This is a genomic window from Massilia sp. Root133 (assembly GCF_001426525.1).
Lineage (GTDB): Bacteria > Pseudomonadota > Gammaproteobacteria > Burkholderiales > Burkholderiaceae_D > Telluria > Telluria orientalis.
Map to the genome: position 1 here is coordinate 80,828 of NZ_LMEW01000008.1, position 12,108 is coordinate 92,935.

The 12,108-nt window shown below is 63.7% G+C and carries 9 protein-coding genes; 8 read left to right on the plus strand and 1 reads right to left on the minus strand.

All coding sequences use genetic code 11. The annotated features are described in order from the left end of the window. The first annotated feature begins 30 nt into the window (after nt 1-30). From ASD28_RS08540 to ASD28_RS31730, 4 genes are all read left to right on the plus strand, one after another. The gene (locus tag ASD28_RS08540) at nt 31-591 is read left to right on the plus strand and encodes a porin family protein (RefSeq protein ID WP_056126331.1); all 561 of its coding nucleotides are present in this window, start codon (nt 31-33) and stop codon (nt 589-591) included. Between the two features lie 218 nt (nt 592-809). Continuing rightward, on the plus strand, nt 810-2,012 hold the full coding sequence (locus ASD28_RS08545; protein WP_200949012.1) for an MFS transporter: 1,203 nt from the start codon (nt 810-812) through the stop codon (nt 2,010-2,012). A 274-nt stretch (nt 2,013-2,286) separates the two neighbouring features. Next, the gene (locus ASD28_RS08550; protein ID WP_056126333.1) at nt 2,287-2,889 is read left to right on the plus strand and encodes a hypothetical protein; all 603 of its coding nucleotides are present in this window, start codon (nt 2,287-2,289) and stop codon (nt 2,887-2,889) included. An 87-nt stretch (nt 2,890-2,976) separates the two neighbouring features. Beyond that, nucleotides 2,977-3,693: a hypothetical protein gene (locus ASD28_RS31730; RefSeq protein ID WP_156403956.1), complete on the plus strand. Its 717-nt coding sequence runs from the start codon at nt 2,977-2,979 to the stop codon at nt 3,691-3,693. Nucleotides 3,694-3,789: 96 nt separating this feature from the next. Here ASD28_RS31730 and ASD28_RS08560 read toward each other — a convergent pair whose 3' ends face one another. Continuing rightward, on the minus strand, nt 3,790-6,231 hold the full coding sequence (locus ASD28_RS08560) for a TonB-dependent siderophore receptor (protein ID WP_056126338.1): 2,442 nt from the start codon (nt 6,229-6,231) through the stop codon (nt 3,790-3,792). A 245-nt stretch (nt 6,232-6,476) separates the two neighbouring features. Between ASD28_RS08560 and ASD28_RS08565 the strand changes: the two genes are divergently transcribed. From ASD28_RS08565 to ASD28_RS08580, 4 genes are all read left to right on the plus strand, one after another. Beyond that, nucleotides 6,477-7,484: a LacI family DNA-binding transcriptional regulator gene (locus tag ASD28_RS08565; protein ID WP_056126339.1), complete on the plus strand. Its 1,008-nt coding sequence runs from the start codon at nt 6,477-6,479 to the stop codon at nt 7,482-7,484. A 61-nt stretch (nt 7,485-7,545) separates the two neighbouring features. Next, a complete protein-coding gene (locus ASD28_RS08570; protein ID WP_229412384.1) occupies nt 7,546-9,903 on the plus strand; it encodes a glycosyl hydrolase family 65 protein in 2,358 nt (785 codons plus the stop codon). Further along, a complete protein-coding gene (pgmB, locus tag ASD28_RS08575; RefSeq protein ID WP_056126341.1) occupies nt 9,900-10,544 on the plus strand; it encodes a beta-phosphoglucomutase in 645 nt (214 codons plus the stop codon). The genes ASD28_RS08570 and pgmB overlap by 4 nt, the downstream gene beginning before the upstream one ends. Nucleotides 10,545-10,571: 27 nt before the next feature. Next, the gene (locus ASD28_RS08580; protein WP_056126343.1) at nt 10,572-11,837 is read left to right on the plus strand and encodes a sugar MFS transporter; all 1,266 of its coding nucleotides are present in this window, start codon (nt 10,572-10,574) and stop codon (nt 11,835-11,837) included. Nucleotides 11,838-12,108: the final 271 nt, after the last annotated feature.

A 12,108-nucleotide genomic window follows, 5' to 3' on the forward strand; every position in this document is an offset into this window, starting at 1 on the left:
GGCGGCCTCACACCACCACAGGAGATAGCAATGAAAGCACTGACCTTCGCCCTCGCCACTGCCACGCTTGTTGCCGGCACCGCCGCCCACGCGCAGCAGTCGACGACGTTCAGGCCGTATATCGGCGCGGGCGTCGCGAGCACCAGCAACCGGGATACCGACAGCCGTAATGCCGACGCGAAAATCTTCGGCGGCGTGGACTTCTCGAACAACCTGGGCGTGGAAGCGGGCTACGTCAATTTCTCCAGCCGCGACCGCCAGTATTCGGAAGCGTTGACGGGCGTCCCGGGCGGCGTGAAGACGACGACGAAGGGATACGGCGCGTACGTCGCCGCGAAGTACACGGTGCCCATCACCGACCGCTTTTCCGCGTACGGCAAGCTGGGCCTCGCGCACAGCCAGCGCAAGTGGAACAACGACATCGGCTACTCGGCAACGGAGAACGACAACGACGTGTATGCCGGCGTGGGCGCGCAGTACAAGCTGAACGACACGCTGTCCCTCGTCGGCGAGTACGAGAACTACGGCAAGCGCAAGGACTTCGGCGCGCGCGCGGGCGTGTGGTCGGCGGGGGTGAAGGTCGGCTTCTGATTGCCGGGTAAGCAAAACCACGTTAGACTCGCAGAGTCGGAAAAGGCAGACTTGGTTATAGGTAGGCCCAAGTCCTTTCGGAAACGAAAGCTCTGTTTCATGCGTCCGCGCATGCGAACCCTCGACGAACACTGGCGCCGGTTGGCGCCAACTGTTCGTCCGTGTGGTCGTCATGTCGATGCACTGCTCCGGTCGAACAGACGATCAAGGAGCAGTCCATGGACGCATCGTCATCCTCAATCATCCCTCGTTTCACCGGACGCACCGGCATCATCGCCGTGTCCGTCTTCTTCAATTTCGCCGGCTTTACCCTGATCATTCCCGTGCTGCCGTTTTCGGTGGCGCGCTACGTCGCCGCACCGGACGTCGCCTGGTGGGTGTCGCTGATCCTCGCCCTGTACGCGCTCTGTTCGTTCGTCGCCGCGCCCGTGCTCGGCGCGCTGAGCGATCGCTTCGGGCGGCGGCCGGTGATGCTGGTGTCGCTGTGCGGTTCCGCGCTGGGATTCGCCGTGTTCGGCGTCGGCGGGGCGTTATGGGTTCTGGTGCTGGGCCGCGTGATCGAAGGCCTGACGGCCGGCAGCATCTCGGCACTGTATGCGTATGTCGCCGACACCCACGGCCCCGCCGAACGCGGCCCGGCGTTCGGCATGCTCGGCGCTGCCGGGGGCCTTGGATTCATGGTGGGGCCCATCCTCGGCGGGGCGCTCGGCCAGGTGTCGCTGGCGGCGCCGCTGTATGGCGCTGCCGCCGTGGCGCTGCTGAATTGTGTGCTCGTCTGGTTCTGCATGCCGGAAAGCCATCCGCACGCGCGCCGCAGCGTACGCCTGCATTGGGGCCAGTTCAACGCCGTGGGCCAACTGCTGCGCGCGCTGCGCGAAACGCGCCTGCGCCTGCTGTTCGCGGTCGTGTTCTGCTTCGCGCTGGGCGGCACGGTGCTGCAGGCGAACCTGACGGTGCTGCTCAAGGACTTGCTGGCCTTCCAGCCCGGCAGCATCGGGCTGGTGCTGGCCGGCGTCGGCGTGATGGACATCGTCAGCCAGGGCTTCGCCGCGCCGCGGCTGCAAACCCGCTTCGGCGAGCGCCGCGTCGCCGCTGCCGGCCTCGCGATCAATGGACTCGGCCTCGCCATCGTCGCGCTGCTGCCGCTGCACGCCATCGTGCCGCTGCTCGCGGCCGGGATCGCGATCTTCACGTTCGGCGACGGCCTGTTCCAGCCATCCGCGAGCGCGTTGATCGCCAATGCCGCGCCGGCGGAACGGCAGGGCGAAGTGCAGGGCGCAAACCAGGCGCAGCAGGCCATCGCCCGGACGGCGGGTCCGCTGGCGTCGGCCTGGCTGTACGGCGTCGCGGCGAGTGCGCCGTATGCGGTGGCGGCGATCGTCGTGCTGGCCGCAGCCGTGGCGCTGACGCGCGAATCCTGAAAGACAAAAAAAGGCTGTGTTCCCATTTGTCTGGCAACTGAAACTATTTGTGAATGTCGCTGTAGTCGATAATCGCGCCTGTGCTATTGGATAATGTGAAATTCAGATTGAAAAAGGTATTCTTGAATATCACAAATAATCGCGGATAGCGAATAAAAACGTAAAATCCATGAATCAAATTGCGGACGAAATTCATATTTTTGTGTAACAATCTCGGCGCCGACTTTGGTCGGACTGGACACATTTATTCAACCGCGATTTGAAAGTGAGATTTATGAAACGCTTAATTTTGGGGGGCGTTTTCGCCGCTGCCATGGCCGCTACCGGTTTTGCTCAAGCAGGTGATTCGCTGAGTGCGCTCGTCCCCCTGACGGCTGGTCAAACGCTGGAATCCGGGAACGGAAAATACATGCTCGTCATGCAGGGCACGGACGGCAACCTGGTCGTCTACCGCAAGGCGGACGGGAAAGTGATCTGGACGACCGGAAAGCCGGCCGGCGCTGGCGCCTGGGCCGTCGTTCAGACCGACAAGAATTTTGTCGTGTATAGCGGTCCTTACCCGGCTTTTGGGACGGCGGCATGGTCATCCGGCACGGCCCAAGCGGGCGTCAACGACCCCAGTGCACGATTGACGATTTGGCCGGACGGAAAGCTGACGCTGATGACATCGACTTCGCAGGGCGTGCCTTACTGGTCCACGCCTGGGGACAGTACTGTGTGTCCGGACGGTAATGCCAAGACGGCTTACCCGATCTGCATGCGTCCAGGGACGAATTATCAGTCCAACAGCTATGTCTACGCATGTACCTATGCACAGGCGCAAGTATTGGCCAGCCAGTTTGTGAACGCCGGTGCCGTGATGGGGACGTGCCACTGATCTACGACCCGCTCGCGGTCAGATCGACGATGCAGGCCCGGCGATTGCCATGTGGCCTGCCGTTTGCAACACATGTGTCAAACCGCCATGACATCAAAGAAAATCTATTGTGCAGGCGCCCTGTTCGTAGCACTTATCGCATGGTTCTTTCATGGGACGCACGCGCCGCAACGCGCCGCTGCCGATGCGGATATCGCAGCGGTAGCCCCACGCAATGTCGAGCAGCCACGTTCGACAGACCATGGATCGCTGGCCTGGTTGGACGAACGATTCGGCCAGGCCGATGCAACGAGCGCACCACCGCAACCCGCTCATATCCACGCCCGCCAAAAGAAAATGGAAAGCCTTGGATATGGGTCGCCCCCCGAATACTACGAGATGGATTTGAAGACGTTAAAAAAGCTGGCCAAGCTGCACGATGGCGACGCCATGCTGCAGCTCGCTGAGCAATATTATAACGAGGCAAATATCATCTATTCCGATCCCGAGTTTCCGAAGAACGGGGATCCAAAAGCCATCGCCAAGCAGTATTTGACCGATGCCTTTGGCGCTGGTTTCAGCCGCGCTGCATCTGTACTCGCGAAACACAGTTTTGACGAGAACGATCTTGTGGAAGCTTACGCCTGGCGGCTGGTAGCGGAAAAAGTCGGCGATAGCAATAACCCAGTATGGGGCGGCAACACGAATCAATTTGCAAATCTCAGCCCGGATGAAATCGCACGCGCGCAAAAACGCTTCGACGCAATCTGGCAAACGAGCATGGATGCTCATGAAAGCCAACGGGCTTTTCAGCCTGCACGATAACTGCCTCGGACTTATTGCCGGGGCGCGCAGCCATAAAAAGGGCGGGACCGAAGTCCCGCCAAGAGGGTACAGCAGAAGAGGAGGTAAAGCGTTACATCAGAAGCGGTAGGTCAGCGACGCCTCCCACGCGCGGCCGAAGATCGGACGGGCGTTGATCGGGCCGGTGCTGGCGCCGACGAGGCGCGAGTTACCTTCCGTCAGGCCCAGCGAATTGTTCACGTTGGTGCCCGTGACGCGGAATTCCAGCTTGTCGGACAGCTCGGCCAGGATGCCCAGGTCCAGCGTGTTATACGACGGCAGGTACTGGGTGTTCTGCTGGTCCGCCCAGCGCGCGCCGATGTGCGAGTAGGTGCCGTAGAAGCGCAGCGCGTAGTCGCCGATCGGCAGGCGGTAGCTCGGCGAGAAGCGGTACTGGAACTTCGGCTGGCGCTGCACCTGGTTGCCGGCGATGGTCGGATTGTCCTTGTACGTCGAATCCTGCCAGTCGCCCGTCAGCTGCAGTTGCAGGCCCTTGAGCGGACGGAGGGCCAGTTCGAATTCCACGCCCTTGCCGTGCGAGCCGCTCACCGAATACAGCACGCCCGACGTCGTGATCTGCTGGAACGAGATGCCCGTGAAGTCCGTGAAGAATGCGTTCACGTAGGCGCTGTACAGCGGCGTCGCCGTCTTGTAGCCGATCTCGTACTGCGTGACTTTCGGCGTCGGGACGCGATTGCGATCGTTCACGACATCCTGCGTGCCGGCGTTGCGCAGGTCGTCGAAGTAGATGAACGTGTGGCCCTGGTTGGCGCGCACGAACACGCTGGAATCCTTGGTCAGCTTGTACAGGCCGCCCGCGGTGAACGAGTTCGCGGTGTCGTCGCGCGACAGGCCCGTGAAGCTGCCGCTCGGCGTCGATGTGCCGTTGTTGTAGACCGTCAGCGCATTGTTGTCCGGATCGACCGAGGTCAGGTTCGAGATCGAGCCCGAGATGTGCTGCTTCTCGTGGCGCATGCCGGCGTCGACCTTGATGCGGTCGTTGATGCGCCATTCGTCGGCGATGAACACCGCCGTGTTGCGGCCGTCGTACGAGGCGATCGGCGCGTAGAACACGTTGCCGTCCGTGCCGTTCTTGGAGACGACGGCACCGTTGTTCAGCTTGACGTCGATGAGGCGCGCGTTCGGCGTCGCCGTCATCAGGTGGCTGTTGCCCAGATACCAGACGTCGTGCGACGAGTAGTTCGCGATGTAAGCGCCGGCGGTGATCGTGTTGTCGTTGCCGATGTCTTTCGAGACGCGGAACTCGTCCGTGAACGAGCGCAGCTTCTTCTCGACGGCCCACAGGCCCGCCTGCACCACCTGCTGGTTGCCCGCGACGGTGCCGCCGCCGTTCGTGTAGGTGATGGCGCCGCTGGTAGCCGGCGCGCCTGCTGCCGCGACCACGGCCGCATTGCCGTTGGCGGACGTGATGGCCTGGCTCACGTAGTCGGCCGCGCTCAGCGGGTTGTTACCCGTGAACATGGCGATCGTGTTCAGGTCGCCCTTGAAGTAGTTGAACTTGTTCGACACGTCCCAGCCGTTGAGCTTTTGCTGGAAGTCCGCGCCGACCAGGTTCGACGAGAGGCCGCGGCCGTCGCCCAGGTCGTACGTCAGGGTCTTGCCCGGACCCGCTTCCACCGTGAAGTTGCGCATCTCGTTGCTCATCAGGGTGCCGCGCAGCGGGTCGAAGCCGGGGAACGACGAGATCGTGTGGCCGTTGTTCGACGAGATCAGCGGCACGCCCGTGTAGAAGGCGTTCTTGTCCGACGTCGAGCGGGCGTAGACCGTCAGTTCGCCCTGGTCCAGCTTGCGGGTCAGCGAGGCGGAAAGCTGGCCGCCGTCGTCGGCCGGGAAGCCGGCGTCGCGCACGCCGTTCGTCGTGCGGTAGAAGCCGCCGATCATGCCGTACCAGCCGTCGGCGATCTTGCCGCTGTAGACGCCGTCGAAGCGGCGCAGGCTGCCGGTACCGGTCGTGAAGCGCAGGCTGCCTTCCGGCTCGTCGCCGCCTTTCTTCATGATAAAGTTCATCGTGGCGCCCGGCTGGCCGCTCGAGTAAATCGTGCTCGGACCGCCGCGCAGCACTTCCACGCGCTCGATCGTGTCATCCAGGCGGAACGCGGACGAGCCTTCGAAGAACGACAGCACGGGCACGGGGAAGATCGGGTTGCCGTTCATCTGCACGGAGACGAACGGCGAGTCGCTGCCCGACGGGAAGCCGCGCACTTCGATGTTGGCGCCGGACTGGCCGCCCGTCGCTTCGGCATACACGCCCGGCACGATCTTCAGCACGTCGGCCGTGCTGGACGGCGCGGCCTGCTTCAGTTGTTCTTCGGTCGCGGTCGTGATCGAGAAGCTCGTGTCGATCTTGCGCGTGCCGGAGGCCGATGCCGTACCGGTGACGACGACTTGCTGGATTTCTTTCTGGACATTGTCCTGAGCGACCGCCTGGGACTGGGCAACGAGGGCGAGGACAGCGAGGGCAATTGCTGACGGTTGCGGGAACTGCATGGTGTTTTTCATGTTGTGCTCTCTTGTGATTGGGAACCGGCTGCGGGGCGTCTCCTCCCCGGTTTTCCTGGCGATTGATGGTTCGACAAGGAAACTGCGGCCATTGAAACATCGGATTGACATCGATGTCAATCAAAATGCTATCGATGTCATTTTTTGTCGACACGACAAAAAAATCTGTCATAATCCATCCCGCTCAAGTAATCTGTTACCGCTACCCCAAGCTTATTTCTCACGACCTATTGCTCACGAACGACATGGCGCAAGCGAAAAAAAACCAGCCCGGCGATACCGCCGTGACGATGGAAGACCTGGCGAAGATCGCCGGGGTCTCCACGATCACGGTGTCGCGGGCATTGCGCGACAGTCCGCTCGTGACGGAAAACACGCGGGAAAAGATCCGCAAGATCGCGCAGGAGCAGGGCTACCGCTTCAACATCAGCGCCCGCAACCTGCGCATGCGCCGGTCGTATTCCGTCGCCGTCGTCGTCGAGATGACGCCCGTGAAGGGCCGGCCGATGTCCGACCCGTATCCGCTCGAACTCCTGGGCGGTATCACCCAGGAACTCACCACCGCCGGCTACAGCGTCGTGCTCACGTCCAAGCAGCTGCTCGACACGGCCCCGGTACAGGGCGCCGACGGCCTGATCCTGCTGGGCCAGGGCTCGCACGGCGAGGCGGTGAAGGCCTTGCAGCAGACCACGCTGCCGCTCGTCGTATGGGGCGCGCCGGAAGAGGGCGCCACGTACACGGTCGTCGGCTCCGACAACCGCAAGGGCGGCGCCAGCGTCGCCGAGCGCTTCCTGGAGCAGGGCCGGCGCAAGCTGATCTTCGTCGGCGACGTCGACCACGCCGAGGTGCAGGAACGCTGCGCCGGCTTCATCGACGCGCTGTCCGGCCGCGCCACCGTGCACATCCTGCGTCCGAAGGCGTTCACGTTCGAAGCGGGCTTCGACTGCGTGACGTCGATCCTGAAAAAGAAGAACGGCCACAGCATCGACGGCCTGTTCGCCGCCAGCGACCTGCTGGCCATGGGCGCCATCCGCGCGCTGACGGAAGCGGGCCTGCGCGTGCCCGACGATATTTCCGTGATCGGCTACGACGACACGCCGGGCGCCGCCAGCTTCGTGCCGCCGCTCACGAGCGTCCACCAATACCTGCGCGACGGCGGCGTGCTGCTCGCGAAAAAAATGCTGGCCATGATCGAAGGCCAGCCGGCGCAATCGGAAATGCTGCCGACCACGCTGATCGTACGCCACACCTGATCACGCTACATCACCCATAAGCTTGAAGAACGCGCTCCGCGCACGAGACGAGGAAACTGAAGTGAAAGATGACATCGATAACACCAATGACATCGATAACAATAACGGACTGGCGGCCGAACCGTGGCGCATCCGCGAAGATACGCTGGAGTCTTCGCGCGCCTTCCTGCACGAGACCCTGTTCACCCTGGGGAATGGCTGGATCGGCATGCGCGGCACGCCGGACGAGGGCACCGTCGGCGGTGCGGGCGACACCCTGGAAGGCACGTACCTGAACGGCTTCCACGACACCGAAGCCATCCGCTATCCGGAAAACGCCTACGGCCTGGCCCGCATCAACGAATTCATGCTGAACGTGCCGAACGCCAAGCGCATCGCGGCCGTCATCGATGGCGAACGCTTTGCGCTGGACGCCTGCAACGTGCTCGCGTGGGAACGCACGCTCGACTTCCGCACCGGCCTGCTCGAGCGCACGGTCGAATGGGAGACCGCCAGCGGCAAGCGCGTGCGCATCGCCAGCCGCCGTCTCGTGTCCCTCGGCCGCAAGCACGTCGCCGCGATCGAATACGCCGTCACGCCGCTGAATTTCTCGGGCGCCGTGCGCATCGTCGCCGACATCGATGCGGACGTGACGAACCTGCAGGCCGGCGACGACCCGCGCGTCGGTTCCGCGCTGACGGGGGCGTCGCTGATCGAGACGCAGCGCAAGGTGGGCAGCGAGCCCGGCGCACACGACGTGCTGCTGCTGCAGCGCACGCGCCACAGCGGTTTTACGCTGGCCACGGCGACGGATGCCGTGCCGTCCAGCGCCGCCCGCGTCGAGCAGGTCGGACTGGGCCACGCGTTCGATGCCGATGTCGCGCAGGGCGCCACGTTCACCGTGCACAAATACGTCGCCTACGCGAGCTCGCGCGACATGGCGGCCGACGCCGTCGGCCCGCACGCGCACGCCGAGCTGGCGCAGGCCCGCGCCGCCGGCTTCGATGCGCTGGCGCGCGAACAGGCCGGGTACCTCGCGCGCTTCTGGGAAGACGCCGACGTGGCCATCGCCGGCGACGACGCCCTGCAGCAGGGCGTGCACTTCAACCAGTTCCACCTGCTGCAATCGGTCGGCCGCGACGGCAAGACGAATATCGCGGCCAAGGGCGTGACCGGCGAAGGCTACGAAGGCCACTATTTCTGGGACACGGAAATCTATGTCTTCCCGTTCTTCCTGTACTCGCGTCCCGAGATCGCGCGCGCGCTGCTGCAGTACCGCTACAACGGCCTGCCGAAGGCACGCGAGCGCGCCCGCCAGATGGCGCATGCGAAAGGCGCGCTGTACCCGTGGCGCACGATCGCGGGCGAGGAATGCTCGGCCTACTTCCCGGCCGGGACGGCGCAATACCACATCAACGCGGACGTCGCGTACTCGATCCGTTTATACCTGCTGGCGACCGGCGACTTCGACTTCATGGCGGAGCAGGGCGCCGAGATCGTGCTGGAAACGGCGCGCATCTGGACGGGCATCGGCAGCTACGACCGCGCGCACCGCTTTTGCATCAACGCGGTGACGGGACCGGACGAATACACGGCCATCGTCAACAACAACTACTACACGAACGCAATGGCGCGCATGCACATGACGTTCGCGGCGGACGTCGCCGAGCGCCTGCGTGCCGAGCGTCCAGCCGACTACGCGCGCGTGGCGCACGCCATCGGCCTCGAGGACGCCGAGATCCAGGCTTGGCGCGCGGCCAGCGCCGCGATGCGCCTGCCGTACGACGACGCGCTCGGCATCCACGAGCAGGACGACAGCTTCCTGTCCAAGAAACCGTGGGATTTCGCGAACACGCCGAAGGAGAATTACCCGTTGCTGCTGCACTACCACCCGCTGGTGATTTATCGCCACCAGGTGTGCAAGCAGGCCGACGTCGTGCTGGCGCTGCTGCTGCTGTCGAACCAGTTCTCGCTCGACGACAAGCGCCGCGACTTCGATTTCTATGAGGGCGTGACGACGCACGATTCCTCACTGTCCTCGTGCATCTTCAGCATCGTCGCGAGCGAGATCGGCTACCGCGACAAGGCGTACGGCTACTTCATGGAGACGGCGCGCCTGGACCTCGACAACACGCACGCGAACACGCAGTACGGCGTACACACGGCCGCGATGGCCGGCACGTGGCTCGGCGTCGCCTACGGCTTCGCCGGCATGCGCCTCGACGACGCGGGCCTGCGCTTCGCGCCGACGCTTCCCGACCGGTGGACGGGCTACCGCTTCAAGGCGCAGGTGCGCGGTGCGCTGCTGGAAGTCGCGGTCGACGGCACCGGCACCGACTACCGCCTGCTGCGCGGCGCCGGTCTCACCTTCGCGCACGCCGGCACCACGATCGCCCTGGACGCGCAGCGCGCCCACATCCGCATGGAGAACCCACAATGACTTCACGATTCAAAGCCGTCATCTTCGACCTCGACGGCGTCATCACCGACACGGCGCACTACCACTACCTGGCGTGGAAGCGCCTCGCGGACAGCGTCGATGCGCCCTTCGACGAAGCGTTCAACGAACAACTGAAGGGCGTCGACCGCATGGGTTCCCTGGACCTGATCCTCGCGCGCGCACCGCGCACGTACACGCCCGAGGAAAAGCGCGCGCTGGCCGATGCGAAGAACACGCATTACCAGGAACTGATCGCGACGATGACGCCGGACGATTTGCTGCCGGGCGCCCTGCGCGCGCTGGAAGAGGTGCGCGCGGCCGGACTCCAGATCGGCCTCGCGTCGGTCAGCCGCAACGCGTTCACGGTGCTGGACCGCCTGGGCATACGCGACCGCTTCGACGACGTCGTCGACGCCGCGACCATCGTCAACGGCAAGCCCGATCCCGAGATTTTCCTCACCGCGGCCGCGCACCTGGGCGTCGATCCCGGGGATTGCCTGGGCGTGGAAGATGCCGCGGCGGGCGTCGCGTCGATCAAGGATGCGGGCATGTTCGCCGTCGGTGTCGGCAGTCCCGCGGTGCTGCATCGCGCCGACCGTGTGATACCGTCGATGGAAGCGTTCCGGCTGCAGGACTACTAAAAAAACCACTATAAAACTGGAGACAACATGAACCAACGACGCATCCTGCTCGCCCTGTTCATGATTTATTTCGTGTTCGCCATCCTGCTCAACAGCGTGGGGACGGTGATCCTGCAGGTCATTCACACCTACGGCGTCGACAAGGGCGCGGCGAGCGTGCTGGAAGGGTTCAAGGACCTGCCGATCGCGATCGTGTCGTTCTTCGTCGCGTCGACCCTGCCGCGCTTCGGCTACAAGAAGGCGATGCTGGTGGCGCTGGCGATCGTCGCCGCCGCCACGCTCGCGATGCCGCTGATCCCGGCCTTCGCGACGGCGAAACTGCTGTTCCTGTGCGTGGGCGTCGCGTTCGCGCTGGTGAAGGTGTCCGTGTACTCGACCATCGGCCTCGTCGCGCGCGACCGCAAGCACCATGCGGGCATCACGAACATGCTGGAGGGCTTCTTCATGGTCGGCGTACTGTCGGCGTACTGGATCTTCGGCTTCTTCATCGATGCCGAGCATCCCGCGTCGACGAGCTGGCTGAACGTCTACTGGCTGTTGTCCGTCCTGTGCGCGGCCACGTTTGCGCTCGTGCTGGCGACGACCTTCGACGAAGTCGGTGCCGCGCCGCCGGACAGCCGCGGGCCGGCGGCCGACTTCCTGCAGATGCTGCGCCTGTTCGTGCGGCCGCTCGTGTACGTGTTCGTGCTGACGGCGTTCCTGTCCGTCCTCGTCGAGCAGGCGATCGGCTCCTGGCTCCCCACGTTCAACAACGAGATCCTGATGCTGCCCGCCACGATGAGCGTGCAGGTGACGAGCATCTTCGCGGGCTGCCTCGCGGTGGGACGCCTGCTGGCCGGCGTCGTGATGCGCCGCCTGAACTGGTATCCCGTGCTGACCGCGTGCATGCTGGCGATGGGCGCGACGGTTCTTCTTACGCTGCCGCTCACGCACGGCGTCAATCACGATCCGAACGTGACGTGGTCGACGGCACCTGTCGCCGCTTTCCTGTTCCCGCTCATCGGCCTGTTCATGGCGCCGATCTACCCGGGCATCAATTCCGTGATGCTGAGTTCCCTGCCGCGCCACCAGCACGCACCGATGACGGGCCTGCTCGTGATCTTCTCGGCCCTCGGCGGCACCACGGGGTCGCTGATCACGGGGTATGTGTTCGGGCACGTGAACGGGCACTTCGCGTTCTACCTGACGCTCGTGCCGATCGTGCTGATGGTGGTGAGCCTGCATGCGTTCAAGCGGCAGGTGGAAAAGACCGCCGGCGCGGCCTGGACGGCCCGGCCGCACGAGTTGATTTGACTTGCTTCACGGATCTGCAAAAACATCTTTGTTGCTGATCCGCTACGTTCTGACCTATCCCGCCCTGATGGCGGCATTCCCTGTGCCGCCTCGTCACCGCTGCCCCATGTGCGGCGGATCGTCTCCCTTTTTCCGCTCATCCCACCGCGTTTTCCCTATGGGAAACCGACTTTTGCGCCATTTGATGGCGCGCAAAATCGACTTTCAATTTGTTGTCACAAAGTTTGGTTTGATATCAAAACCGATATGGGAAACCCAGAAAAAATCATTG

Bases quoted from the DNA above. Each gene is read 5' to 3' on its own strand.
- ASD28_RS08540 (WP_056126331.1), top strand. From the start codon at position 31: ATGAAAGCACTGACCTTCGCCCTCGCCACTGCCACGCTTGTTGCCGGC.
- ASD28_RS08550 (WP_056126333.1), top strand. From the start codon at position 2,287: ATGAAACGCTTAATTTTGGGGGGCGTTTTCGCCGCTGCCATGGCCGCT.
- ASD28_RS08545 (WP_200949012.1), top strand. From the start codon at position 810: ATGGACGCATCGTCATCCTCAATCATCCCTCGTTTCACCGGACGCACC.
- ASD28_RS31730 (WP_156403956.1), top strand. From the start codon at position 2,977: ATGACATCAAAGAAAATCTATTGTGCAGGCGCCCTGTTCGTAGCACTT.
- pgmB (WP_056126341.1), top strand. From the start codon at position 9,900: ATGACTTCACGATTCAAAGCCGTCATCTTCGACCTCGACGGCGTCATC.
- ASD28_RS08565 (WP_056126339.1), top strand. From the start codon at position 6,477: ATGGCGCAAGCGAAAAAAAACCAGCCCGGCGATACCGCCGTGACGATG.
- ASD28_RS08580 (WP_056126343.1), top strand. From the start codon at position 10,572: ATGAACCAACGACGCATCCTGCTCGCCCTGTTCATGATTTATTTCGTG.
- ASD28_RS08560 (WP_056126338.1), bottom strand. From the start codon at position 6,231: ATGAAAAACACCATGCAGTTCCCGCAACCGTCAGCAATTGCCCTCGCT.